Below are 24,146 nucleotides of genomic sequence, written 5' to 3'. Positions count from 1 at the left end.
CCCGGTGAGGGTCAGTGGCCGCCGCGGGGGACATCGCAGCCGTTGTGGTCCGGGTAGCCCGAGAAGGCCTCCGCCCTGGTGGAGTCGGGGATCATCGTCCCGGTCAGGCACATCCCGGTGGCCTGGACGATGAACCCGACGGTCGTCCGCCCGTTCTCGTACACCTGCACCTTCTCCGCCGGGTAGCCGAGGCCGGTGAGCCGGGCGCGGGTGCTGTCCGGGGTGTAGTCGTTGCCCATGCGCAGCGGTTCGAGCGCCTCCTTGATCCGCTGCACGGCGGCCAGTCCGTCGCAGCGGCTCTGGCCGTGCAGTGGGATGGGCACCTTGAAGCCGTTGTTCTCGGCGTAGTGGTCGAGCGGCAGCGCGGGCGGGGCCGTAGGGCTCGCCGTACGGGTGGGGATCGGGGTCGGGGTCTCGCCCGGACAGGGGAAGTCGACCGGCTTTCCCTGGGTCGTGGTCGCGGCCTTCGTCGGTGTGCCGGTGCCCGCGCCCTGGGCGGTGTCCACGTGCTTCGTCCCGCACCCCGCCGCCAGCACGGCGAGCGCCGCCAGTGCCGGAATGCCGAGGCGCCCCCGCCGGGTCCTGATCGTCGTCATCCCGCGATGATGCCCCGGCCGAGGGGGCCGCGTCACCTCCCCGCCGCGGCCCGGCAGGCCCATCGGGACCCGATGGGCGCAGGCCGTCCCGGCCCGGGGCTGCCCATCTCCCTTCTCCGGACGAACGCCCCGGCCCCAACCGCTAGTTGTGGAGATTGGGTGCCCGTCGACTGCGCCGCCGCGCACCGGGTAGGGGCCGGACAGGGGCGCCGGCCCACCCGGGACCGGCGCCACGGCCACAGGAGGGTCGTTCGATGCAGATGCCCGCCCACCCGATGCCCGTCACCTTCCCCGACAGCCCGCTGCCCGACGTCCCGGTCGTCGCGGAGCTGCGGTTCGACCCGAGCCTGCCCTACGCGGCCTGCCTGGCGTTCCCGCTGACGCCCTGCGCGTGCGTACCGGCCGAGGCCCAGGTGTGCTGGTACTTCAGCCGCGAGCTGCTGACCGAGGGCCGGAACGCCCCGGTCGGCAGCGGCGACGTCCGGGTGAGCCCGGGGCACGAGGGCGAGGTCCTGATCACCCTGCGGGGGCCCGACGGCGAGCAGGCCGTCCTCAGCGCCCCGGAGGAGGAGGTCACCGCGTTCCTCTCGGACTCCTTCCGGCTGGTGCCGGCCGGCGCGGAGTCCGAGCACCTCGACGTGGACACCGCGCTCGCCCGGCTGCTCGCGGAGGACTGAGCACCCGGGCGAGCGGCGCACGGATGACCGCGCCCGTTGCGCCATTGGAGTGCTCTGGCACCGCCCACCGCGGCAACCGAGGTCCTCGACCGCCCCGCGCGCCGGGAGGCCCACTAGGTTCCTGCCGTGGACGAAACCAGGGCTTCGAACGGGCGCGAGCCGTCCGCCGGCGAGCGCGTCGCGACCCACCTGGACGGGCGGCTGCCGGTCATGGAGGCAGGCCGGGAACTGCTCCGCAAGGTCTTCCCGGACCACTGGTCCTTCCTGCTCGGCGAACTCGCGCTGTACAGCTTCGTGGTGCTGCTGCTGACCGGCGTGTACCTGACGCTCTTCTTCGATCCGAGCATGAACGAGGTCGTCTACCAGGGCGCCTACCTGCCGCTCAGCGGCGTGCGGGTGTCCGAGGCGTACGCGTCGACGCTGCGGATCAGCTTCGAGGTGCGGGGCGGACTGATGATCCGCCAGATCCATCACTGGTCGGCGCTGCTGTTCGCCTCCGCGATCGGCGTGCACCTGCTGCGGGTGTTCTTCACCGGGGCGTTCCGCCGCCCGCGCGAGCTCAACTGGATGATCGGGGTGACGCTGTTCAACCTCGCGCTGCTGGAGGGGTTCTCCGGCTACTCGTTGCCCGACGACACCCTCTCCGGCACCGGCCTGCGGATCGCCGAGGGCGTGCTGCTCTCGGTGCCGCTGGTCGGCTCCTACCTCACCCTGTTCGCCTTCGGCGGCGAGTTCCCCGGGCACGACATCATCCCCCGGCTGTTCACCCTGCACGTCCTCCTGGTCCCTGGCCTGCTGCTGGCCCTGGTCGGGGCGCACCTGACGCTGGTGGTGGCGCTGAAGCACACCCACTGGGCCGCCCCCGGCCGCACCAACCGCAACGTCGTGGGGATGCCCTTCTTCCCCCAGTTCCTGACCCGTACGGTGGGCCTGCTGTTCACGGTGGGCGGCGTGATGGCGCTGTCGGCCTTCCTCGCCGAGATCAACCCGATCTGGCGGTACGGCTCCTACCGCCCCGACGTCGTCGGGACGGGCGCGCAGCCGGACTGGTACATCGGCTTCATCGAGGGGGCGCTGCGGCTGATGCCGGCCGCGGAGACCAGGGTGCTCGGGCACACCGTGTCGTGGAACGTGCTCCTGCCCGCCCTGGTGGTGCCCGGCCTGCTGTTCGCGGTGCTGTACGCCTACCCCTTCGTCGAACGGTGGCTCGACCCCGGCACCGGCGAACACCATCTGTGCGACCGCCCGCGCAACAAGCCCACCCGCACCGCACTGGGCACCGCCGGGATCACCGTCTACGCCGTGCTGCTGATCGCCGGCGGCAACGACGTGATCGCGTACACCTTCGAGCTCTCCGTCAACGCGCTCACCGTGGCGCTGCGGACGGCGCTGATCGTGCTGCCGCCGGTGGTCTTCATGCTCACCCGGCGCCTCTGCCTGGCCCTGCAGGCGCGGGACCGCGCCCGGCTGCTGGACGGCGACGAGACCGGCCGGATCGACCAGTCCCACGACGGCGGCTTCTCCGGTCACCACCGCCCGGTGCCCGCGGCCGAGCGGTACGTGCTGCTGGCGCGCGCCGCGGCGGAGCCGGTGACCGCCCCGGAGGGAGCACCGCGGCACGAGCGGGTGCGCGCCGCGGCGAGCTCCTGGTACCACCGCGACCGGGTCGAACTCCCGGCCACCGAGGGGGAGTCGGAGCGCGTCGCGGCCGTCCTCACCGCCCCGGCCCACCCCGCTCCCCCGGCCGTCCGGGCGCCCGGGCCGTCCCGGGGCGGCCCGCTCCGGCGGCTGCTGCGCCGCCTCAGCCCGCGTCGTGGTCGCGGTACTGGAAGATGAAGCCGGCGACGGCGAACGCGAGCACCAGCGCGCCGAGGACGATCAGCCACCGGGCGAAGACCAACCCCAGGGCGAAGACCGTCACGCCGACCGCCGCGAGGACCGGGTAGCCGCTGCGGGCCGGGAAGAACCCCACCGGCCCGGCCTCCTCCGCGATCTCGGCCTCCTTGCGGTCCTGCGCCCGGCCGCCGCCCAGCCGCTGGTGCTGGACGAACCAGAACAGTGCGACCAGGCCGGACATCAGGAACGCCACCGTCAGGATCGCCTTGCCGGCCGGCTCCCGGGCCCAGAAGCCGTAGATCAGCCCGGTCACCGCGAAGAACACCGTCATGACGGCGAACAGCCACCCCTCCGCCTTCACCGCCCGCTCCCCCGCTCGCCGGTACGGCCGGACGGCCGCCCGGAGGTGCCGTTCGACGGCTCGTCCGTGGGCACCTCCGGATGGTGCAGGTCGAAGGCCGGGGACTCGGAGCGGATCCTGGGCAGCGCGTGGAAGTTGTGCTGCGGCGGGGGGCTGGAGGTGGCCCACTCCAGTGACCGGCCCCAGCCCCACGGGTCGTCCTCGGTGACCCGGGTGCCGTGCCGGGTGGTGGTCCAGACGTTGTAGAAGAACGGCAGGTTGGAGACCCCGAGCAGGAACGAGCCGATCGAGGCGCACACGTTCAGCGCCGTGAAGTCGTCCACGGCCAGGTAGCTCGCGTAGCGGCGCGGCATCCCCTGGGCGCCCAGCCAGTGCATCACCAGGAAGGTGGTCTGGAACCCCACGAACAGGATCCAGAAGTGCACCTTCCCCAGCTTCTCGTCGAGCATCTTCCCGGTGAGCTTCGGCCACCAGAAGTAGAAGCCCCCGAAGGTGGCGAAGACGACCGTCCCGAACAGCACGTAGTGCAGGTGGGCCACCACGAAGTAGCTGTCGGTGACGTGGAAGTCGATCGGCGGCGCGGCCAGCAGCACCCCGCTCAGCCCGCCGAACAGGAAGGTCACCAGGAAGCCGATCGACCAGAGCATCGGGGTCTCGAAGGACAGCGAGCCGTTCCACATCGTCCCGACCCAGTTGAAGAACTTCACCCCGGTGGGCACCGCGATCAGGAAGGACATCATCGAGAAGAACGGCAGCAGCACCTGGCCGGTGGCGAACATGTGGTGCGCCCACACCGACATGGACAGCGCGGTGATGGCGATGGTCGCACCGATCATCCCGTAGTAGCCGAACAGCGGCTTGCGGCTGAACACCGGGATGATCTCGCTGACGATGCCGAAGAACGGAACCGCGACGATGTAGACCTCGGGGTGGCCGAAGAACCAGAACAGGTGCTGCCACAGCAGCGCCCCGCCGTTGGCCGCGTCGAAGGCGTGCGCGCCGAACTTGCGGTCCGCCTCCAGGCAGAGCAGCGCGGCGGTCAGCACCGGGAAGGCCAGCAGCACCATGACGGAGGTGAACAGCACGTTCCAGGTGAAGATCGGCATCCGGAACAGCGTCATGCCCGGTGCCCGCAGGCAGGTGATGGTGGTGATGAAGTTGACCGACCCCAGGATGGTGCCCAGGCCGGCCACCACCAGCCCGAACGCCCAGAGGTCCCCGCCCGCCCCGGGCGAGAACAGCGGACCGTTCAGCGGCGCGTACGCGAACCAGCCGAACGAGGGCGCGCCCTGGGTGGTGAGGAAGCCGCTCAGCACCATCAGCCCGCCCAGCAGGAAGGCCCAGTAGGTGAAGGCGTTCAGCCGGGGGAAGGCCACGTCCGGCGAGCCGATCTGCAGGGGCATGATCGCGTTGGCGAACCCGGCGAAGGTCGGGGTGGCGAACAGCAGCAGCATGATCGTGCCGTGCATGGTGAACAGCTGGTTGTACCGCTCGTTGGACAGCAGCCCGGTGTCCGGCCCCACCAGCTGGGCCCGCATCAGCAGCGCGAGCACGCCCCCGACCAGGAAGAAGCCGAAGGCCGTCGCCAGGTAGAGGTTCCCGATGACCTTGTGGTCCGTGGTGAACAGCCAGCGCAGCAGCGTGCTGCCCTGCCGGACCCGCGACCGGGTGCGATCCTGCGCCCGCGGCGCGGTGGACGAAGCGCTCATGGAACCTCCGCAGCGGAGCCGGTGACGCCCCCGGTCGCGGCGCCGACTCCCTCCCCGGCCCGGCGGAGGGCCCGCCCTCGCACGCCTTCGCCGACCCTAGCGGCGGCGGCCCGGGCCGCCGGGGCGCCACGCGGTACGGCCCGTCGACCGGGTGTGGCGCCGCGCCGCGGCCGGCTCAGCGCTCCCGCAGGCCGGGGACCACCTCGCGCAGGCGCTCGGCGCCGATCGCACCCGCCCGCAGCAGGACCGGCACCTCGCCGGTGATGTCCACGATCGAGGAGGGCACGGCGGCCGCGGTCGGGCCCCCGTCGAGGTAGACGGCCACCGAGTCGCCGAGCATGCCCTGGGCGGCGTCGCAGTCCTGCGGCGACTCGTGCCCGGTCAGGTTCGCACTGGAGACGGCCAACGGTCCGGTGGCGTTGAGCAGTTCGATGGCGACCGGGTGCGCGGGCATCCGCACCGCGACCGTCCCGCCGGTCTCGCCGAGGTCCAGCTCGACCGACTCCAGGTGGCGGGCCACCACGGTCAGCCCGCCCGGCCAGAACTCCTTGACCAGGTCCCGCGCGCGCTCCGTCACCTCGACCAGCCCGTCCAGCGCCTCCGGGGAGCCGACCAGCACCGGCGAGGGCATGTTCCGCCCCCGGCCCTTGGCCCGCAGCAGGCGGTCGACCGCCTGCGCCGCGAAGGCGTCCGCGCCCACGCCGTACACGGTGTCCGTGGGCAGCACGACGAGCTCACCGCGGCGCACCGCGGCCACGGCCTCGCGCAGCCCGGCTGCGCGCTCCGACGGGTCCGAGCAGTCAAAACGACGAGTCATCAGGGGTCTCCACCGGCGGGCCGCCGGCCCGCACCGTTCCTCCGGCCCGGCCACCTCTCCGACCGGACACGACCTGGTCAGCCTACCCGTCCCGCTCCCGCTGCCCGGCCGCACCCTGGCCGGGCAGCGGGAGGGGCGGAATCGTCGGCGGCCTCGGCCGCTCGGGTGGCACGGCACCGCGGCGCCGTACCGGGCCGCCCTCCCCGGGGGCGGGCGGTGCCGGGCGGACGTAGGTTGCGGACATGACCAGTGACGAGACGGTCCCGGCCGTGGGAGTGCGCCCGCTGGACGAGGTGTTCGCCGCGATCGACAGGGTCAACCGGCGCCCCCGGCCCTGGACCGGCTTCGAGCACGGCGTGCTCGGCGCCTACCGATGGGCCGCCGGCGCCCAGATCGCGACCCCGGTCACCGCAGCCGCCACGGCTGCCGCCACGTCCGGCGCCACCGGCCCGGGCCACGCGCAGCTGTTGGCCGAGTGCCAGGCCGCCGCCGTCCACCTCCACCGGGTCCGTGCCCAGGGGGCGGACCACAGCTATGTGCTCGGCGTCCACCGGGCACTGGCTTGGCTCTGCGGACTGCACGAGGACCGCCCATGAACCGGGCGGCCCGGACGTGTCAGGTGTATCGGGATGTATCAGGTGTGTCGGGCGTTCGGCGCTGAGCAGGGGTCAGGCCGTGTCAGTAGTAGTGGCGGCGGCCGCCGACGGCGTGCCCGAGCGCTCCGGCGACCCACAGGACCAGGCCGATGAGGGCCAGCACGATGCCGATGGTCCAGAGGATCGAGATGCCGGTGACGAAGCCGATGATGAGCAGGATGACGCCGAGGAGTATCACGAGGGTCTCCGGGGTTGAGGGATGGCCGTCGACGGGGGCGGCTTCGTCGGCTCGAGCCGGCCGGGGCCGTCCCCGGGAAGCCGGGCCGGTGCTGTCCGACCCGTCTCCACACCCCACGCGTGTACCGCGGTACCGCCCGGGCAAACCGGTCCGCCGCTCCCCCGTCAGCGCCGGTGGCGTCCGCCCCGGCGGCGGGGCGGTGCGGCCACCCGGGGCGCGGGCAGGAAGAGCCGGGCCAGCTCGCGCCCCAGATTGACACCGATGGCCAGGGCCATCGCCATCGCGCCGGCCCGCCCGATGCCGCTCAGCCCGACCTCGGGCTCGCCCCGGACGAAGGCGAGCATCCCGAAGTACAGCACCGAGCCGGGCAGCAGCGGCCCCAGCGCGGCGGTGATGTGCGGCAGCGCCGAACTGCCCCGGCAGCGCGCCATGAGCTGGCCGGACAGCCCCACCAGCCCGGCCGCCAGGCCGGTGGCCAGGATCGGCTCGCCGCCCGCGTTCACCAGCACCCCGTACGTGGACCAGCCGGCCGCGCTGTTCACCAGGACCGCCGGCAGCGTGGACGGCTCGGTGTTCAGCAGCACCGCGAACGCCAGGGTGAGCAGCACCGCGGCGGCGAGCTGCAGCGGCGGGTTCACCGCCCCGGGCGGGACGTCCTGGGCGGCGAGGTCGGCGCCGTTGTTGACGCCGACGTAGAGCACCGTCATCACCCCGATCACCACGCCGGCCATCAGGTACAGCGCTTCGAGCAGCCGGGCGGCGGCGGTGAGGTAGAAGCCCGCCAGCCCGTCCTGGGCCGCCGCCACCATGGGCCACCCCGGCAGCACCGCGTACAGCCCTCCGGTGATCACCACCGATCCGCGCAGGTGCAGCCCGTTGAACGACAGCAGGATGCCGATCACGGCGGCGGGCACCGCCGCCACCACGAACTGGTAGAACGCCGGGAGGTCGTGGCGCGCCACGAGGGCCGAGAACCGCTCGCCCAGCAGCGCGGCGACGAGGGCGCTGGCGAACACCAGCCAGGCCCTGGCGTCGGCCCGGCCGCCGATCAGCAGCGTGGCGGCCCCGGCCATCCCCCCGCAGGAGAGCACGAACAGCCGGCCGGAGTAGGGGCGGCTGCGCCGGCGAGCCGCCACCAGGCGGCCGTGCGCCTCGGGGACGGCCATCCCACCCACGGTGATCTCGGTGACCAGCCGGAACACGGCGGCCAGCCGTGCGTAGTCGACGGTCGGGCGGCGGACCGAGCACTCGGCCGTCAGAGAGGGCTCCGACGGGCCCGGCTGGTACGAGATCGCCACCCGGGTGAAGGTGACCTGTGGGTCGCAGGGGTGGACCCGGTAGGCGCGCGCGACGGCGAGCATGGCGGCCTCGACGTCCTCGGCCGCCTCACCGCTGGCCAGCAGTAGCTCGCCGACCAGCAGCGCGAGGTCCAGCACCTGCGCCGGCTCGACACCCTCCGACTGATCTGCGCCTGCCCCCTCCGGCGCGGGCTTCCGGTCGGCCGTCGGGGTGCGCAGCAGCGACAGCATCGCGTCGGGCCAGGGGGCCGCGGTGGCCTCGCCGTTCGTTCCGGGCCGGGCGCCCGTCCGTCGCCTTCCGGGCGCGGGGGCCTGGGGCGGCACCCGTTCGGGCCTGGTGGGGCGTTCTTCCGGGCCGGCCTGCGCGCCGAGCTGCTCGTGTTCCGTCATCGCGACTCCCTGACCCCACCCCCTCCGTCACCAGTGTGCAGCCGGTCAATTACCCGGAGTGATGCTGCGGCGAACGCGTCACACCGGGCACACCCGTCCGAACCGGAGCACGACCGGCAGTACACGCCCCATCGCCCCGCGCGTGCCGACCTCGGGGCGAATGGACGGCCGGCCGCCGGACCCACGGGCCGGCCGCACGAGGGCCCGACCGCCGGATTCGCGGTGGCGCCTGCGGGTAGACGCGCCTACGCAACGACCCCGCACAGGAAGGGAGGCGTCGGTCATGCCCCGCGGATCAAGCCCCAAGCGGGAGCGCCAGTACGAGCACATCAAGGAGAGCGCGCTCGAACGGGGCGAGAGCGAGAAGCGGGCCGAGGAGATCGCAGCCCGGACGGTGAACAAGGAGCGCGCCCGGCACGGCGAGTCGAGGACCGCCAGTCGGAGCTCGACCCACGACATGTCCTCCGGTCGGCGCGGCGGTCGGCACTCGCACCAGGGCTCCCAGGGCCCGACCTACGACCAGTTGTACAACGAGGCCAAGCAGCGCGGCATCAAGGGCCGTTCGAAGATGAACAAGCGCCGGCTGGCCAGCGCGCTCGGCTACTGAGCGGCGCGCTCCGCCCGAGGAGGTGCCTCGATGACCGTCCCGATACCCCCGGACCCGGACACCCGGCCGACCCCCCACCCCGATCCCGGGCCACCGCCGGGCGAGCCCGATCCGGCGCCCTCGCCGATCCCGCCGTTCCCGCCGCCGGAACCGATCCCGGACCCCGGTCCGGCGCCGCTCCCGCAGCCGCACCCCGGGCAGGGCTGAGGCCGCCGCCCGGTGCCGCCGAGCGGCCGGGCCGGCAGCTCAGCACCGGTCAGAACCGCGGCGCGAGCAGGCTGTCCAGCTCGGCTTCGAAGAGCAGCTCGGGCCGGAAGCCCATGCCGGTGAAGTGCCCGGCGAGCTCCAGTGACAGCACGCCGTGCAGGCGGGTCCAGAAGACCAGGAAGCGGTGGAGCACCTCGGGCGGGGCCGGCTGCTCGCCGGCCCAGTCCCGGTGGCCCACCAGGTGGGTGGCGAACGGCGCCTCCTCGGCGTCCGGTCCGGCCGGAGCGAGCGCCGCGCAGGCGTCGACCAGCGTCCGCATGACCTCGTCGGCGATGGCCGTGGTGCCCTCGGGCGCGTGGTAGCCGGGCACGGGGGTGCCGTAGATCAGGAAGTACCGCTGGGGGTCGGCCAGGGCCCAGCCGCGCAGGGCGTGGGCGAGCCCGGGCAGGTCGGCGCCCTCGGCGGCGGCCGCGCCAAGGGTGTCGGCGAGGCTGCGGTACGCGTCCCGGACGAGTGCGGTGATCAGCTCGTCGCGGCCGGCGAAGTAGCGGTAGAGCGCGGGGCCGCTCATGCCCATCCGCTTGGCGATCGCGTTGACGGAGAGCGCCGAGGCGCCGGCCGTGGCGATCTGCTCCCAGGCGTGCGCCTTGATCTCCTCGCGCACCTGGGACCGGTAGCGCTCGCGCGGGGTGCCCGCGTCCGTCCTCGCCATGACCTGCCCGCTCTCCGAGTCATCCGACTACACACTCACGCTTCCGTTAGAAGTTATCACGGAACCCGTTGACCTCTCAGCTCTTGGAGAGTTACAACTTCTCACGAAGGCGTGAGCATCTAGCTCGCGGCGTCCGTGCCGTCCCGACGGCCGACCAGTGATGGGGAGTCCCATGTCCGCCACCCGCAGCACCGGCATCCGCACCGCCCTCCTGACCGTCCCGCTCACCCTCGGCCTGCTCGGCGCCACCGCGGCGCCCGCCGGGGCCGCCACCGCCCACCGCTCCGGCTCCTCGCTCACCTGCCACGGGGCGGGCGTCGACCCCGACGCCCGCGTCCGCTACCGGACCGAGACCGTGATCCACGCACCACTGCGCACCGTCTGGCGGCTCCAGAGCGACGTGGAGCGCTGGCCCGACTGGCAGGCCCCGGTGCAGAGCGCCGAGCGCCTCGACAGCGGCCCGCTGCACCGGGGCTCGGCGTTCCGCTGGACCACCCCTCTGCCCCCGAACCCCTCGTCCGCCGACCCCAGCCTGGAGATCACCTCCACCGTCCGGCAGCTGCGGCCCGGCTCCTGCATCCGCTGGACCGGCCCGGCGGTCGCGACCAGGCTGCGGATCGACGGCGTCCACGTGTGGAACTTCACCGAGGTGCCCGGCGGCGTCCTGGTGCGCACCGAGGAGACCCACACCGGCCCCCAGGTCGACGCGAACGCCTCGGCCGCCACCGCCATCCTCCGCCAAGGCCTCGAAGGCTGGCTGCACGACCTGAAGACCACCGCCGAGGCCCGTGCACAGGAGGACCGCCCCGCCGGACCGGCCGAGGTAGCCGTCCGGCCGGACCAGGAACACCCCGGCGCCGTACGCCTCGTAGGCCGGGATGCGGACCACCGGAGCGGTGAGGGCGGGCAGCGGGGTGTCCGTGCCGACGGTGAGCAGCGTCCAGTGCGGGCCGCGGAAGGCGTCGAACAGCCGGGTGCCGGCCCGGCGGCCGTCCGGGGCGCGGTCGCCGGCCCGCAGGGCGTCCGCCGGGAGGTCCGGGCGGGTCTCCACCGAGAGCGTGGACTCCCGGTAGCCGAGGCCGAGTTGCCGGGTCGCCCAGCCGCGGCGCTCCTCGCCGCGGTGGACTCGGGTGGACAGCTCCAGCATCGCCGCCGCGTTGGCCCGGCGCTCCTGCTCGTAGCTGTCGAGCAGCGCCTCGTCCGCCCGCCCGGCCAGCACCGCGGCCAGCTTCCAGCCCAGGTTGTAGGCGTCCTGGACGCTGGTGTTCAGGCCCTGCCCGCCGGCCGGCGAGTGGACGTGCGCGGCGTCGCCCGCGAGGAACACCCGGCCGGCGCGGAAGCGGTCCGCGAGCGCCGCGCGCGGGCGGAACTCGGAGATCCAGCGCAGTTCGGTGACCTGCTCGGCGGCCAGGTGGGAGCGGGCCGCGACCACCCTGCGCAGGCCCTCGACGGTGAGGTCGACGGCCGTCCCCTGCGGGAACTGGGCGACCAGCTGGAAGTCCTCGGTACCGCCGAGCGGGCAGATCGCCAGCAGTCCCTCCTCGGACCGGAACACGTGCCAGTGCTCGCGGTCCAGCCCGTCGACCCGGACGTCCGCGACCAGCATCGGGTCCGGGTCGACGGTCTCCCCGGTCATCCCGATGCCGAGCAGGCGCCGCACCGTCGAGCGCCCGCCGTCCGCCGCGACGACGTAGCGCGCCCGGACCGGGCCGCCGGTGGCGAACTCGGCGGTCACGCCCTCCTCGTCCTGCGTCAGACCGACCAGCTCCCGCCCGAACGCGACCTCGCCGCCCAGCTCGCGCAGCCGCCCGTACAGCACCTGCTGGGTGCGCCACTGGGGCAGCATCAGCACCTCGGTGTACGGCTCGGCCTCGGAGGGCTCAGTCGGGTCGTACATCCGGTGCTCGCCCTGCGGTTCGCCGTCCCGCCAGATCAGGTTGGGCGGATAGTGCCCCGCCACCGCGCGGACCCGGTCGAGCACGCCGAAGTCGTGGAACACCTCCAGCGTGCGCGGCTGGAGACCCTTGCCGCGCGAGCCGGGGAAGAGTTCCGCGCCGCGCTCGACCACCAGCGCGGCGGCGCCGTGCCGGGCGAGGTCCAGCGCCAGGGCGAGTCCGGTGGGCCCGGCGCCGATGATCAGGACGTCCGTGTGCATGCCGCGAGAAGCCACGACAACCTCCTTAACGTTGTTAAGTAGCGGCCAGGTCGTCGACGCCGCGCTGGACCTGCTGAACGAAGTCGGCCTCGACGGCCTGACGCTGCGCGCCATCGCCGCCCGGCTCGACGTCAAGGCACCCGCGCTGTACTGGCACTTCAAGGACAAGCAGGCGCTGCTGGACGAGATGGCGACCGAGATGATGCGCCGCATGACGGCCCGGGCGGCGGGCGCGGCCGCCGAGGCCGACGGCGACCCGGCCCCGGGCGACTGGCGGGAGGCCTACCTGAGGACCATGCGCACCCTGCGCGCCGAGCTGCTGCGCTACCGCGACGGCGCGAAGGTCTACAGCGGCACCCGGTTCACCGACACCGGCTACGCGGCCGGTCTGGACGCCTCGCTGCGCCTGCTGGTCGATTCCGGCTTCACCCCGGCGGCCGCCGCCCGGGCCTGGCTGACCGCGTACAGCTACACCATCGGTTACGTCATCGAGGAGCAGGCCATGGGCCCCAGTCCCTTCGACGGCACCGGGGGCTACGACGTGGAGGCCCGCGCCGAGCGCCTGGCCGCCCACCCGCTGGCCGCCGAGTCGGGCCGGGTGATGTTCCAGGACTTCGACGAGGGCTTCGAACAGGGCCTGGCGGCGGTGCTCGCCGGGGTCGAGGCCACCCTGCTCGGCTGACGGCTCCGGCGCGGGCGCCACGCCCGGCGCCCGCTCGCCGTTCCGCCCGACGGCACCGCCGGGCCCGCACCGGGGCCCGACGGTGTCCGTGCTTCGGAGGAGGTGCGGTCAGGCGGTCATGAACTCACCCGCCCGCAGCGCCCGCTTCACGATCCGGACGTCCCCGATGTACCCGTGGAAGACCTTGTCCAGCACCCCCGCGTACGAGTAGCCGCCCAGCATCCACGGCCGCCCCAGCGTGGTCAGCCCGACCGCGGGCGTCGCCGGGTTGCGCACCACCTCGCAGCCCTCGACGTACATCCGGCTGAGCTTCCCGTCGTTGACCACCGCGACGTGCCACCACCGGTCCAGCGGCAGCTGGTGGCCCCAACAGGTGGACGCCCCGGTCTGGTTGAGCGGGTAGACGCACCACTGGAGGGCCGGCCCGTCGGAGACGCTGAGCGTCACGACCGGCTCCTCCGCGTCCGTCCCGGGCCCGCTCCTGCCCGCCTCGGCGCTCATCCCCCACCGGCTGAGCAGGGCGGACCAGCGGCTCTGCGCGGAGTCCCAGTCGGCGGGCAGCTTGAAGAAGGCCTCGACGGTGAACCCGCGCTCGAAGGTCTGCCGGTTCACGGGCGCGGTGGGCACGGTCTGGAGGTAGCCGCCGCGGACCGGCGAGCGGGTGCCCCTGAACTGGATGTCGCGCATGTTCGCTCCCGGTAGTGGTGTGTGCCCTGACGGTAGGTACCGGGATTGGTCGGAGATCATCGGCCGGGCCACGCCCCGCTGAACAGCGGCCGAATCCGACGGACGTCGGCACCCGAGCGGTGCGGGACCCTGCCGGCCGCGTGCGCCCGGGGTGCGTCCCCGCGCGGACCGGCCGTAGAACGGAAGGGGAGGACGCCGGTCGGCGGGTGCGTCGCCGAGGCTGAGGAGGTGGCCGCGATGGGTCTGCCCCTGGCGGCCGGGCACGTGCTGGTGCGGCTCGGCGCGGGCCCGCAGGAGTCGGCGGAAGCGGTGCTCGACGCGCTGGAGGCCGCCTTCCCGACCCACACCGGGCGCGGCCGGACCCGGATCGGCAACGTCTGGGAGGATCCCGCCACCGTGACCTCGGAGGGCGTCCGGGTGGTGGCCGTGCCCGAGCCCGAGGGCGCCGCCGCCGGCCCCGCACCGAGCCCGTCGGTGCGCCTCTCCCAGTCCTTCGACGCCCACGCGGCGGGCTCGCCGGGGCCGCCGGCGGCCCTGGCCGGCGGACTCGCCGCGGACCTGCTGGGCGGCCCCGAGGACGTCGAGCGGGTGCTGAGCGCCCTGGCCGGGTTCTGCCGGACGCACGAGGAGGGCCGCGAGAAACAGGGGCCCCTGCTGGCGGTACGGCTTCGGCTCGACCAGCACGGCTGAGCGCCCCGCGGGCGTGTGCCGGCGCAGGACCCGGGTAGGCGTGCCGGCGGAACACCGCCGACTGACTCCGTTCGGGGGCCGTCATGGCCGTACCACGCAAACCAGGAACGCAGCACGGGGGCAGGGCCCGTCGCCGGGGCGGCGAGCGCCACGACTTCCCGGGCACCCCGCAGGGCCCCGGCCGGACGACACCGCAGCTCCGGCCCCAGGAGACGGTGCGCCGGGGCACCGAGCCGGTGACCGCCCGTTCGGACCTGGAGCTGAGACGGCTGCTGTCCCGGGTCTTCCTGGTCCTGTTCGTCGTCGGGACGGTGGCCTTCGCCGTACTGGCCGCAACGGTCGGCCCGGGCCCCGCGCCCAACCAGGGGACCTACGCCTTCTTCGCCGCCCTGTGCGCCGGGTTCGCCGGCGTCGCCGGGCTCGACCTGATGGTGATCCGGCGCCGCCTGGCGGCCGGCCAGGGCCGCGACCGGGCCGACGCCCCGGGGACCACCGGCTCAGAAAGCAGGGCTCCGGGGCAGCCGGGCGCCGACCGGCGGGACTGAGCGGGCACCCTCATCGGGTCGCGATCGGCACCAGCCCGCACACCCGGTCATCGTCGCCCGCCACCGTCCGCCGGCCTCGGGGAAACCGGGGCGGCCTCGTGCTCGACCTGTCACCGAGCGACAACCATCCCACCGGGTCTGGCCCGGTGGCTGTTCGGCAGACCCCGGGTTTGCATGGAGGCACCGAGCCCCCAACGATCCGGAGGTAGCGCCGTGTACGAGATGTGGGCCGAGCACGACCCGGCGGTGTCCCCGCCCGCCGTGGTGTGGCACGTGGTGGCGAAGGACGACGCGACGTCCTCACTGTGCGGGCGGTTCCTGGAGCCCTCCCAGCGCGTCGTCCCAGCGGCGGACGGTACCGGTGCGGCCGGACCGGACCGGTACTGCGACCCCTGCCTGGTCACCGTGCGCAAGGCCTTGGCCGCCAGCGCGCAGTGACCGTCCGTCGCGACGTCCGCCCTCGTCGCCTTCTCTCCTTCACCGCCTTCGTTCCGGCATGCGCCATGTCCGCGTGGTCATGGCAGCGGCACCGCCGTCAGGCACGGGTGCCGACTGCAGGTCGCGGGAGCCGCCAGGACGGTGGCCACCCCGCGGGTGATCTCCACCCGCAGGCCACCGTCCGAACTCTCCCAGACCAGGCCGCCATCGGGCCCCACGGTCTGCGTCTCGTGCACGACGACCACGGACGGTGGAGCGTGCCCGCCGATCTGGCCGGGGAGCGTCACCGCGTAACGGCGGGTGAGGCTTCTCATCTCGGCCTCCTTCTCTCCCCACCCTGCGCCATCGATTCTCCTCCCCCGGCCGACCGCTTGTACACGGAGGACCGACGTCCCTACGGGAGGAAGATCGGTGTCGCTGCGCGTTTGCCCCGTCCCGGCGCTCCTACACACCGGGGAGCCGAAAATCTCGGTGCCCGGGCGACCGGATCCGGCGGCGCCGCAGGGCGAACCGTCGCGGCCCGGGTCATCGAGACGTGAGGACACCCCGCCGAGCCCGAGGAGGCCGCCCGTGGGAGTGAACGGCGCCGGACCGGACCGGCGGCCCGTTCCGCTGGGCAGCCGCCGCCCCCGGGTGTCGGCACGCCGGACCCCGGCGGGGGCACCGGGCCCGGGCCGGGCTCAGTCCGGGGAACACGTCTCCTCCGGGCTGCGGACGGCGGCCGGGTACACCTGGCGGCTGGTGCTGCTCGGGCTCGCCGCCTATCTGGTCGTCGACGTCCTCGCCCGGCTCGTACTGCCGGTCATCGCGCTGTTCGTGGCCCTGGTCATCACCTCCGTACTGCGCCCGCCGGTCGACCTGCTGGCCCGGGCGACGCCGCGCCCGCTCGCCGTCCTGCTCGCCTTCCTCTGCACCTTCGTGCTCGTCGGCGGGGTGCTGGCGCTGGCCGGCTCGACCGTCGCCGACGAGTGGAGCCGGCTGGGCAGCGAGCTGCGCGGCGGCCTCTCCCGGATCGACCGCTGGCTCAGCGGCGCCCCCTTCCACTTACGGCCGGGCACCGTCACCGATCTGCGGGCCAAGATCGGCGAGTTCGTCTCGGCCCACCGCTCCGCCCTGCTCAGCTCCGCACTCAGCGGTGCCGGCCGGGTCGTCGAGCTGGTCACCGGGCTGGCGCTCGCAGTGTTCTGCTCGGTGTTCTTCCTGCACTCCGGCGACCGGATGTGGTCCTGGGCGCAGCAGCAGCTGCCGGTCCGCAGCCGCTCCGCCTGGGACCGCGCCGGCCGCGCCGCCTGGCAGACCTTCGCTGGCTACACCCGCGGCGTGCTGATCGTGGCGGCGTCCAACGCCGTGCTGGTGGGCATCGCGCTGGCGATCCTGCAGGTGCCACTGGTCATGCCTCTGATGGTGCTGGAGTTCGTGGCGACGCTCGTCCCGCTGGTCGGCTCCCCGATCGCCCTGGCGATCGCCGCCATGGTCGCGCTCGCCGCCCGCGGCCCGGTGGTCGCGCTGCTGGTGCTCGCGCTGATCGTGGTCATCGGCCAGATCGAGGGCCACCTGCTGCATCCGCTGGTGCTCAGCTGGTCCGTCCGCATCCACCCGGTGGTCATCGCCCTGTCCGTGGCCGGCGGCGCGGTGCTGGCGGGGGCCCTGGGCGCGGTGGTGGCGGTGCCGGTGGTGTCGGTGGCCTGGGCGGTGCTCAGCGAGCTGCGCGGCGGTGGCACGCCCGGCCGCTCGAGGACGGGACCCCCTACGGTGGGCGACCAGTCCGGTCGCCGAAAGGACGAAGGCCGGTGCCCGGACCGGGGCGGAGGCGGCCGGCACCGCGGGTGAGCGCGCAGTGGCACCGACCAGCAGCGGACCGGCCGAGAGCGACGGCAGCAGAGCCCTGGTGAGACCGCCGCTGGTCCGCCCGGCCCCCGAGGTGGGGCCGTTGGGCCCTGGCCGCGCGGCCGGGGGGCCGGGATCCTGGTCGCCGGTATGCGCCGGCTGGGAGTGGAAGGGCCTGGGGATGGGCGAGTTGGTCACGGTGAGGGCGTTCGAGGGGCTGACCGGCGAGGTCCTGGCCGAGGCGCGGGCCCGGGTGGCCGCCGCGGCGGAGGCTCCGGGGGTGGGGGTCCTGGTGGAGGGCCTGCGGGTCCGGCTCGCGGCCGTGGCCGGGGGCGTGCTGGCGCAGGTGAACGCCGAGGTGGACGGCCGGCGGATCCGCGTCCAGGAGGCCGCGGCCGGGCTGGGTGACTCGCTCGACCGGGTGAGCGACGCGCTGCGCACCAGGATCAGGGCCGTCACCGGGGCCTGGGCGCCGCGCCCCTGGCCGGGCCACCGTACGGCGGCCCCCACCGGGCCGGGTGGCGAAGCCGTCCGCGAGCTGCGGGTGGCCCGGCGCAAGGAGCCCTCGCTGGTGTGGTGTTCGCCGGAGGCCGCCGCCCGGACCATGGACGCGATGGACTACGACATCCACCTGTTCACCGATCCGGCGACCGGGACCGACGCCGTGGTCTACCGGGTCGGGCCGACCGGCTACCGCCTCGCCCGTACCGTCCCCGCCGGCCCGGCCGGCCGACGGACCTCGCCGATCACCCTCAGCCCCTACGGCGCGCCCCGGCTGACGGAGGCACAGGCCGTCGACCGGCTGGCGGGCGCGGAGCTGCCGTTCCTGTTCTTCGCGCACCCGGCCGACGGCCGCGGCCGGGTGCTCTACCGCCGCTTCGACGGCCGCCTCGGCCTGATCGCCGGGCACGCCTGACGGCCCGCCGGAACCCCTCGCCGGAACCCGCCGCGCCCCCGTCGAGCGGTCGCTCGACGAGGGCGCGGCGCGCTCGGGGCCGGTGCGTCACATGTTGATCATGTGCCCGGCGAGGCCGTGGATGGCCTCCTTGACCGCCTCGCCCAGGGTCGGGTGGGCGTGCACGTTGCGAGCGACCTCGTGGACGGTCAGGTCCCACTGCTGGGCCAGCGTCAGCTCCGGCAGCAGCTCGGTGACCTCGGGGCCGATCAGGTGGGCGCCGAGCAGCTCACCGTGCGTGTTGTCGCTGATGACCTTGACGAAACCGATCGGGTGGCCGAGGCCGTGCGCCTTGCCGTTGGCGGCGAACGGGAACTTGGCGACCTTGACGTCGTGACCGAGCTCGCGGGCCTGCTCCTCGGTGTAGCCGAAGGAGGCGATCTGCGGCTGGCAGTAGGTGGCGCGCGGGATCATGACGAAGTCGACCTCCATGGTCTCCGCCCCGCCGATGGTCTCGGCGGCGATCACGGCCATCGTCTCCGCGGCGTGCGCGAGCATCAGCTTGGCGGTCACGTCGCCGATCGCGAAGATGTGCTCGACGCTGGTGCGGCCGCGGCCGTCCACCGCGATGGCGTTGCGGTCGGTGAGCTTGACCCCGGTGTTCTCCAGGCCGTAGCCGTTGACCCGCGGCGCGAAGCCGATCGCCTGGAGCACCTTGTCGGCCTCCAGCACCTGCTGCTGCCCGTCCTTGGTGACGGTGACCCGGACCTTGGCGTTCGGGTCGCTGTCGTCGATCGACTCGACCCGGGTGGAGGTCATCACCTCGATGCCCAGCTTGCGGTACTGCTTGGCGAGTTCGGTGGAGACCTCGACGTCCTCCAGCGGCACCACGCGGTCCAGGAACTCGACGATGGTGACCTTCACGCCGTAGTTGTGCAGCACGTAGGCGAACTCGACGCCGATCGCGCCGGCGCCCGCGATGATGATGCTCTCCGGCAGCTGCTCGGTGAGGATCTGCTCCTCGTAGGTGACCACGCGGTCGCTCAGGCTGGTGCCGGGCAGCAGTCGGGTGGTGGCACCGGCGGCGATGATGCAGTGGCCGAAGGTGACGACCTCGAAGCCGCCGCCGCTCAGCGCGACCTGCAGGGTGTGGTCGTCGACGAAGGTGCCCCAGCCGTCGTACTCGGTGATGCCGTTCTTCTTCATCAGGTAGTGGACGCCCTTGACCCGGCCGTCGGCCACCGACCGGCTGCGCCGGAAGGCCTCGCCGAAGTCGAAGGTCACCTGGCCCTCGACCTTGATGCCGAAGGTCTTGGCCTCCTTGGTGAAGATGTGGGCGAGCTCGGCGTTGCGCAGCAGGGCCTTGGAGGGGATGCAGCCGACGTTGAGGCAGACGCCGCCCCAGTACTTGGCCTCGATGACCGCGACCTTCAGACCCAGCTGGGCCGAGCGGACGGCAGCGGTGTAGCCGCCGGGGCCCGCGCCGAGGACGACGACGTCGTAGTGCGTGCTCATGTTGCTGACTCCTCCGAGGGTGTCACGGTGTCGTGATCTCGGTCCCATGGTGTCAGGACCGGACCCGGCGCACCCACCGGGTCTCGGCGGATGCGCTCCGCGCGGCACCGTACCGGCCCGGGGCCGGATTTGTCAGTGGTCTTCCGCCACGGTGACCGCACCCGCAGCCACCAGGGGCGATGACGGAGGGAGGGCCCGGATGAAGCAGTCGCACGCGGTGGTCGGGTGGGCCCACCGACCGGGAGCGGCGGCGGGCCCACCCGGGCGTCAGGCCGTCACCCCGTGGGAGCGGTCGCCGCCCGTGCCGCCGGTACCCGTCACGCCGGCCGCGGGCGCCGCCTTCGCGGCCGGGCGCTGGGCCGGGACGGGCTTGTGCAGCGAGGACAGGTCCCAGGCGTAGGTGCCGACGGCGTTCGCGATCACGTCGATGTTGACGTCGAAGGCGCCCATGTCGATGTTGCCCAGGTTGTCGCAGGCCTTGTGGTAGCACGCGTCGTACGCGACGCCGGCCGTGCCGCCGTAACGGGCCGCCTGCTCCGGGGACTTGACCTTCTCGGCACCGGTGTCGGTGCCGCCCGCCGGGATGCCCGCGTCGATGAACGGGCCGTAGTCGGAGCGGCCGTTGAAGGCGGTCGGGTCGTGCGGCAGGCCCCGGCCGTCCAGGTAGCCGTTGATGTCCCGCTCCAGCTGCGCCGAGCCCTCGGGGCCCGCGCCGCCGCCGGCGCTGCCGGAGCCGTTGTAGACGAACTGCGCGTAGTTGGGGGATGCGATCATGTCGAAGTTGAGGTACAGGCCGATCTTCTTCCGCTCCGCGTCGGAGAGGGAGTTCACGTACGTCTCGGCGCCCTTGAGGCCGAACTCCTCGGCCGACCACCAGGCGAACCTGACCTTGTTCTTCACCGGGTGCACACTGAGGTTCTTCGCAACCTCCAGGATGCCGGCCGAGCCCGAGCCGTTGTCGTTGATGCCCGGCCCCTCGGGGACGGAGTCGAGGTGCGCGCCGACCATCACGGTGTGGGCCGGGTCGCCGCCGCGGGTCTCGGCGATGACGTTCCAGGTCTTGCGCGGCTCCATGAAGGTGCGGATGTCCAGGGCCACCCGGACGGGCCCGGCGGCGGCCTCGGCGGCCAGGGCCTCGCCCGCGGCCTTGGTGATCCCGCCGGTCGGGATCCTCCCGGCCGTCGGCTCGCTGAGCGTCCCGTTGAGGTTGCCCTCGGTGTTGTTGTAGATGATCGCCCCGGCGGCGCCCGCACCGGCCGCGGCGGCCTGCTTCTCGGCGAAGCTGCACCCGCCGCGCCGGATCAGGGCGATCTTGCCGGTGAAGGCGCCCGCCGGGTAGTCGGCGGGCGTGCAGCCGGTGGTGGCACCGACCGGTGCGACCGCCAGGTCCGCGGTCAGGCCCGCCTCCGGACCGCTCACCGAGTACGTCATGGCGATCACCGGCACCGACTCGGCCTTCGGGGAGACCACGTCGAGGCGCTCCGAGCGGGCCTCGAAGAAGGTGTACACGAACTCCTGCTTGGACACCTCGAGTCCGGCCCGCCGCGCCTGCTCGTAGACGTACTGCGCGGACTGGTCGTGCCCCGTCGAGCCGGCCACCCGGGTGTCGCCGTTGCGGTCCGCGATCAGCTGGAGCGCGGCCAGGGTGGCCCGGGCGTCCCGGGCGCTGCTCGCCTCGACCAGCCGGGAGGCCAGCTTGGCGCCCTTGCGCGCCGGGTCCGGGTCGGCCGAGGCGGTGCCCGCGCCGGCCAGCAGCAGCGGGGTGACCAGGGCGGCGACGGTCAGGGCGGCGCCCGCGCCACGCCGGGTGACGGCGGTTCGCGGGCGCCCTGGAGTGGTGGCGCGGTCGTGCGGGGTGAAACGGTCGAGCGGGGAGGTGGAGCGACGGGTACGCAGCATCAAGGCAACTCCTTCCGACGGGCCGTGAGGTCATGATTTGACATGATCGGAATCCCGTTGCCAAGCCTTTACGCACGCCGCGCGGATGCGACCCGCCGCACGTGCGGCGATATTGGAGGAGTGGGGGCGTCTCATCCAGGAGTGTGACCAGATGTCCATGATGGATAAGCTCAAGAGCCTGCTGAAGGGCCACGAGGAGCAGGCCGAGAAGGCCGTCGACAAGACCGGCGACGCCGTCGACGAACGCACCCAGGGCAAGTACGGCAGTCAGGTGGACGCCACCGAGGAGCAGCTCAAGAACCAGTTCCGCAACCAGTCGCCGCCCCCGCAGTAGCGGGTTCCGCGGGGCGCCGCACCCGGTGCCGTCCGACCGGTTCCACTGCCCGGTCCGGCCGCCCCGGCCGGACCGGGGTTTCAGTCCTGCCTGCGCCCGGGGTCCGCCGTCCGGGGAGCCATCGCCCCGGGAAGGCCGTCGTCACCTTCCCGGCCGTCGCCGCCTGCGCCGCAGTTCTCGCAGGGCGCCGGGCCGGGCCGTTCGCGCAGCCGTCCGCACTCCGGGCACACCCGGTCCAGCCAGCAGGCCGACTCGCCGCCTTCGTCCATGCGGTCGATTCTGCCCGGAGCACCTTCCCGAACGCGAGTGGACGCTGTCCACGGCCGGGAGCGCGGGCGGCCTGCAGCAGACCGTGCCGAACACCGGCCCGGTGCCGGGCAGGTCTCGCCCGCACGGCCGGAGTCCGCCATCCGGCCGTGAGCAACGCCCGGACCGTCACACGCCGGCGACGCCGTCGACGCACTCCCGGAGCAGGTCGGCGTGGCCGTTGTGGCGGGCGTACTCCTCGATCAGGTGCACCAGGATCCAGCGCAGCGAGACGCTGTCCGCACCGATCACCGCCGCGGCCTGCGGGGAGAGCGGGCCGTCGCGTCCAGCGGCTCGTCCGCGGTCAGTTCCCGGCCCCGGGCGATCTCCGTCTGCCAGTCCACCAGCGCCTCGGCCAGCCCGCGCGCCGGGTCCAGCCGGTAGCCGTCGGCGTTGTCCGCGCCGTGCACCGACGCCACCTCCTGACCGGCGAACACCCTTTGGTACCAGTTGCGTTCGACCTCGGCGAGGTGCTGCACCAGGCCCAGCAGGGTCATCGGGGAGGGCGGGACGGACGCCAACCGCGCCTGCCGGTCGTCGAGCCCGTCGACCTTCCGCGCGAGCGTGGCCCGCTGGAAGTCCAACCAGCTCTCCAGCATGGCGCGTTCAGCTGCGTGCGGGGGCGGGATCGGCCGCCCGTCCGGGGTGAGTGCCATGGCTGCCACTCTGGCACACGCCCCCACTCGTCCCACTCGAGCCGGTGACCGCCGAGCGCGAGCCGAGCCCCTTCCGGCGCGGGATGCTGCTCGTCGCCCGGGCTTCCACGCCGGCCGAGCGGGCCTGGCCGACCGGGAGCATCGTCGAGCCGGAGCGACCGGACCGGCCGGGGCCCTCGGAAACCCCCCGGCACAACGGCGGATTCACAGCCCTCGGAACATTAGGCCGCACGGGCGAATCGGAAGCGAAAACGAAGGCGCACGCCCATGTCGAACGTCGGAGCGAAAGGCCGGATCCAGGCCGTTCCACACCTGGCTCCCTCCGGCCCCGGCATCGCTATGATGATCCGCCTCACGTCCTCGGCGTCCCCTCCGCGGCGTGACCCGCCACCGCGCCCCGCCGTCCCCCTGGAGGCCGCCGTGCCCACTTCCGAGACCGCGGCCGAGGCCGCAGTCCACTCCGCGCCGCTGAAGCGGGACGACATTCCCGGCTGGTTCTTCAGCCTCGACCGGGCCGCCTTCAGCCACCTGCTGTCCGCCCAGAGCACGGCCGGCGTCACCGGCGACATCCTGGAACTCGGCAGCTACCTCGGTCGCAGCGCCGTCCTGCTCGGCGACCACCTGCAGCCGGGCGAGCGGCTGACGGTCTGCGACCTGTTCGACTCCGAGGCGGGCGACGCCGAGAACGCCGCCGAGATGAACATGTCCTACCGCAGGACCCTCACCCGCAGCGCCTTCGAGGCCAACTACCTCGCTTTCCACGGCGCGCTGCCCGAGATAGTGCAGGCCCCGACCTCGGTGCTGGCCGACGGCCGCATCCGGGCGGGCAGCTGCCGCTTCGTCCACGTCGACGCCTCCCACCTCTACGAGCACGTCGCCGGGGACATCGCCGTGGCCCGCGCCGCGCTCACCGAGAACGGCCTGGTCGCCCTGGACGACTACCGCTCCGAGCACACCCCGGGCGTCTCCGCCGCGGTCTGGGAGGCCGTCTTCACCGGCGGGCTGCGGCCGGTCCTGCTCACCCCGATGAAGTTCTACGGCACCTGGGGCGACGCGGCGGCCGCCCAGGCGGTCCTGCGGGAGCGCGACTGGCGGGCCGAGGGGTACACCGTGGACGAGGACACCATCGCCGACGCCCGGGTACTTCGCCTCAACTACCAGGTCAAGGCCCCGGTCCAGCGCTCCACCTCACGCCGGATCGCCCTGGAGCTGCTGCCCCCGGTCGCGACCAAGGCCACCCGCCGGATGCTCCGGACGCTGCGCGAACGCCGCGCCGCTCCCCCGGTCCCGAACGCCTGACCCCTCGCCGGGGCCCGCCCCTCACCGGCCGGGCCCCGGCGCCGCCTTCGCCCCGTGCACCCCTGCGGGCACCGAGCCGAGCACCCCGCCACCGCGGCGGCGATCGGCATCCCGAGCGACACCACCGGCCGACACCTCCCGGCCGGGCCGCGAACACCGCCGGCCCCGCCCCGG

The 24,146-nt window shown here is 73.7% G+C and carries 24 protein-coding genes and 3 pseudogenes; 13 read left to right on the top strand and 14 right to left on the bottom strand.

The window, feature by feature from the left end; translation table 11 throughout:
- Window positions 1-11: 11 nt before the first annotated feature.
- Window positions 12-596: a hypothetical protein gene (locus tag ACIRRH_RS10385; RefSeq protein ID WP_403064579.1), complete on the bottom strand. Its 585-nt coding sequence runs from the start codon at window positions 594-596 to the stop codon at window positions 12-14.
- A 254-nt stretch (window positions 597-850) separates the two neighbouring features.
- Here ACIRRH_RS10385 and ACIRRH_RS10380 point away from each other — a divergent pair, with 254 nt between their 5' ends.
- Together ACIRRH_RS10380 and ACIRRH_RS10375 are read left to right on the top strand one after the other, a co-directional pair.
- Window positions 851-1,273 carry an SsgA family sporulation/cell division regulator gene (locus ACIRRH_RS10380; RefSeq protein ID WP_403064577.1) on the top strand — a complete coding sequence of 141 codons (423 nt, stop codon included), beginning with the start codon at window positions 851-853 and terminating at the stop codon, window positions 1,271-1,273.
- A 126-nt stretch (window positions 1,274-1,399) separates the two neighbouring features.
- A complete protein-coding gene (locus ACIRRH_RS10375; RefSeq protein WP_403064574.1) occupies window positions 1,400-3,109 on the top strand; it encodes a cytochrome bc complex cytochrome b subunit in 1,710 nt (569 codons plus the stop codon).
- Here the strand turns inward: ACIRRH_RS10375 and ACIRRH_RS10370 are convergent.
- The 3 genes from ACIRRH_RS10370 to ACIRRH_RS10360 form a co-directional block, all read right to left on the bottom strand.
- The gene (locus ACIRRH_RS10370; RefSeq protein ID WP_403064571.1) at window positions 3,075-3,470 is read right to left on the bottom strand and encodes a cytochrome c oxidase subunit 4; all 396 of its coding nucleotides are present in this window, start codon (window positions 3,468-3,470) and stop codon (window positions 3,075-3,077) included. The genes ACIRRH_RS10375 and ACIRRH_RS10370 overlap by 35 nt on opposite strands.
- The gene (ctaD, locus tag ACIRRH_RS10365) at window positions 3,467-5,179 is read right to left on the bottom strand and encodes a cytochrome c oxidase subunit I (RefSeq protein ID WP_403064568.1); all 1,713 of its coding nucleotides are present in this window, start codon (window positions 5,177-5,179) and stop codon (window positions 3,467-3,469) included. Before ctaD ends, ACIRRH_RS10370 begins: the two co-directional genes overlap by 4 nt.
- Window positions 5,180-5,354: 175 nt before the next feature.
- Window positions 5,355-5,996, bottom strand: a complete 642-nt coding sequence (locus ACIRRH_RS10360; protein ID WP_363383679.1) for an L-threonylcarbamoyladenylate synthase — start codon at window positions 5,994-5,996, stop codon at window positions 5,355-5,357.
- A gap of 242 nt (window positions 5,997-6,238) precedes the next feature.
- Between ACIRRH_RS10360 and ACIRRH_RS10355 the strand changes: the two genes are divergently transcribed.
- Entirely contained in the window at window positions 6,239-6,592 is a 354-nt protein-coding gene (locus ACIRRH_RS10355) for a hypothetical protein (protein WP_403064565.1), read from the top strand.
- Window positions 6,593-6,674: 82 nt separating this feature from the next.
- Here ACIRRH_RS10355 and ACIRRH_RS10350 read toward each other — a convergent pair whose 3' ends face one another.
- Both ACIRRH_RS10350 and ACIRRH_RS10345 read right to left on the bottom strand, forming a co-directional pair.
- Window positions 6,675-6,830, bottom strand: a complete 156-nt coding sequence (locus ACIRRH_RS10350) for a DUF6131 family protein (RefSeq protein WP_403064562.1) — start codon at window positions 6,828-6,830, stop codon at window positions 6,675-6,677.
- A gap of 164 nt (window positions 6,831-6,994) precedes the next feature.
- Complete coding sequence (locus tag ACIRRH_RS10345; RefSeq protein ID WP_403064559.1) at window positions 6,995-8,518, bottom strand: threonine/serine exporter ThrE family protein; 1,524 nt, start codon at window positions 8,516-8,518, stop codon at window positions 6,995-6,997.
- Between the two features lie 283 nt (window positions 8,519-8,801).
- Between ACIRRH_RS10345 and ACIRRH_RS10340 the strand changes: the two genes are divergently transcribed.
- Window positions 8,802-9,125, top strand: a complete 324-nt coding sequence (locus ACIRRH_RS10340) for a plasmid stabilization protein (RefSeq protein WP_403064556.1) — start codon at window positions 8,802-8,804, stop codon at window positions 9,123-9,125.
- A 256-nt stretch (window positions 9,126-9,381) separates the two neighbouring features.
- Here the strand turns inward: ACIRRH_RS10340 and ACIRRH_RS10335 are convergent, their stop codons facing one another.
- Entirely contained in the window at window positions 9,382-10,044 is a 663-nt protein-coding gene (locus tag ACIRRH_RS10335; RefSeq protein WP_403064553.1) for a TetR/AcrR family transcriptional regulator, read from the bottom strand.
- 172 nt (window positions 10,045-10,216) lie between these two features.
- On the opposite strand from ACIRRH_RS10335, the pseudogene ACIRRH_RS10330 reads away from it, so the two are divergent.
- A pseudogene (locus ACIRRH_RS10330) lies at window positions 10,217-10,837 on the top strand (SRPBCC family protein); the annotation flags it as partial.
- Between the two features lie 15 nt (window positions 10,838-10,852).
- Here the strand turns inward: ACIRRH_RS10330 and ACIRRH_RS10325 are convergent.
- A pseudogene (locus tag ACIRRH_RS10325) lies at window positions 10,853-12,199 on the bottom strand (FAD-dependent monooxygenase); the annotation flags it as partial.
- Between ACIRRH_RS10325 and ACIRRH_RS10320 the strand changes: the two are divergent.
- Window positions 12,198-12,881, top strand: a complete 684-nt coding sequence (locus ACIRRH_RS10320) for a TetR/AcrR family transcriptional regulator C-terminal domain-containing protein (RefSeq protein ID WP_403064550.1) — start codon at window positions 12,198-12,200, stop codon at window positions 12,879-12,881. The pseudogene ACIRRH_RS10325 and the gene ACIRRH_RS10320 overlap by 2 nt on opposite strands.
- Before the next feature lie 108 nt (window positions 12,882-12,989).
- On the opposite strand, the gene ACIRRH_RS10315 is transcribed toward ACIRRH_RS10320, so the two are convergent.
- Window positions 12,990-13,568 (bottom strand): LamG-like jellyroll fold domain-containing protein, encoded by a 579-nt coding sequence (locus tag ACIRRH_RS10315; protein ID WP_403064547.1) that lies wholly within the window; start codon window positions 13,566-13,568, stop codon window positions 12,990-12,992.
- A gap of 237 nt (window positions 13,569-13,805) precedes the next feature.
- Between ACIRRH_RS10315 and ACIRRH_RS10310 the strand changes: the two genes are divergently transcribed.
- The 3 genes from ACIRRH_RS10310 to ACIRRH_RS10300 all read left to right on the top strand — a co-directional run bounded on the left by ACIRRH_RS10310 (window position 13,806) and on the right by ACIRRH_RS10300 (window position 15,241).
- Window positions 13,806-14,258 (top strand): hypothetical protein, encoded by a 453-nt coding sequence (locus ACIRRH_RS10310; RefSeq protein WP_403064544.1) that lies wholly within the window; start codon window positions 13,806-13,808, stop codon window positions 14,256-14,258.
- 83 nt (window positions 14,259-14,341) lie between these two features.
- Window positions 14,342-14,803, top strand: a complete 462-nt coding sequence (locus tag ACIRRH_RS10305) for a DUF6343 family protein (protein ID WP_403064541.1) — start codon at window positions 14,342-14,344, stop codon at window positions 14,801-14,803.
- A 213-nt stretch (window positions 14,804-15,016) separates the two neighbouring features.
- Window positions 15,017-15,241: a hypothetical protein gene (locus ACIRRH_RS10300; RefSeq protein ID WP_403064538.1), complete on the top strand. Its 225-nt coding sequence runs from the start codon at window positions 15,017-15,019 to the stop codon at window positions 15,239-15,241.
- A gap of 77 nt (window positions 15,242-15,318) precedes the next feature.
- Here the strand turns inward: ACIRRH_RS10300 and ACIRRH_RS10295 are convergent, their stop codons facing one another.
- Window positions 15,319-15,555, bottom strand: coding sequence for a DUF6296 family protein (locus ACIRRH_RS10295; RefSeq protein WP_403064535.1), 237 nt, complete (start codon window positions 15,553-15,555; stop codon window positions 15,319-15,321).
- A gap of 256 nt (window positions 15,556-15,811) precedes the next feature.
- Between ACIRRH_RS10295 and ACIRRH_RS10290 the strand changes: the two genes are divergently transcribed.
- The gene (locus tag ACIRRH_RS10290) at window positions 15,812-17,071 is read left to right on the top strand and encodes an AI-2E family transporter (RefSeq protein ID WP_403064532.1); all 1,260 of its coding nucleotides are present in this window, start codon (window positions 15,812-15,814) and stop codon (window positions 17,069-17,071) included.
- Window positions 17,072-17,249: 178 nt separating this feature from the next.
- Window positions 17,250-17,984, top strand: coding sequence for a sigma 54 modulation/S30EA ribosomal C-terminal domain-containing protein (locus ACIRRH_RS10285; RefSeq protein ID WP_403064529.1), 735 nt, complete (start codon window positions 17,250-17,252; stop codon window positions 17,982-17,984).
- 87 nt (window positions 17,985-18,071) lie between these two features.
- On the opposite strand, the gene lpdA is transcribed toward ACIRRH_RS10285, so the two are convergent.
- Complete coding sequence (gene lpdA / locus ACIRRH_RS10280) at window positions 18,072-19,478, bottom strand: dihydrolipoyl dehydrogenase (RefSeq protein ID WP_403064526.1); 1,407 nt, start codon at window positions 19,476-19,478, stop codon at window positions 18,072-18,074.
- 267 nt (window positions 19,479-19,745) lie between these two features.
- On the bottom strand, window positions 19,746-21,377 hold the full coding sequence (locus ACIRRH_RS10275; RefSeq protein WP_403064524.1) for a M28 family peptidase: 1,632 nt from the start codon (window positions 21,375-21,377) through the stop codon (window positions 19,746-19,748).
- A gap of 151 nt (window positions 21,378-21,528) precedes the next feature.
- Between ACIRRH_RS10275 and ACIRRH_RS10270 the strand changes: the two genes are divergently transcribed.
- On the top strand, window positions 21,529-21,711 hold the full coding sequence (locus tag ACIRRH_RS10270; RefSeq protein ID WP_224280119.1) for an antitoxin: 183 nt from the start codon (window positions 21,529-21,531) through the stop codon (window positions 21,709-21,711).
- Window positions 21,712-21,791: 80 nt separating this feature from the next.
- Here the strand turns inward: ACIRRH_RS10270 and ACIRRH_RS10265 are convergent, their stop codons facing one another.
- Both ACIRRH_RS10265 and ACIRRH_RS10260 read right to left on the bottom strand, forming a co-directional pair.
- A complete protein-coding gene (locus ACIRRH_RS10265; protein WP_403064520.1) occupies window positions 21,792-21,980 on the bottom strand; it encodes a hypothetical protein in 189 nt (62 codons plus the stop codon).
- A gap of 166 nt (window positions 21,981-22,146) precedes the next feature.
- Window positions 22,147-22,673: pseudogene (locus ACIRRH_RS10260) on the bottom strand (DinB family protein).
- 420 nt (window positions 22,674-23,093) lie between these two features.
- On the opposite strand from ACIRRH_RS10260, the gene ACIRRH_RS10255 reads away from it, so the two are divergent.
- Window positions 23,094-23,972, top strand: a complete 879-nt coding sequence (locus ACIRRH_RS10255) for a class I SAM-dependent methyltransferase (RefSeq protein ID WP_403064517.1) — start codon at window positions 23,094-23,096, stop codon at window positions 23,970-23,972.
- Window positions 23,973-24,146 lie beyond the last annotated feature (174 nt).

Origin of the sequence: Kitasatospora sp. NPDC101235 (genome assembly GCF_044767505.1) — a bacterium.
Taxonomy (GTDB): Bacteria; Actinomycetota; Actinomycetes; order Streptomycetales; family Streptomycetaceae; genus Kitasatospora.
This window is presented reverse-complemented; position numbering and strand designations above follow the sequence as displayed.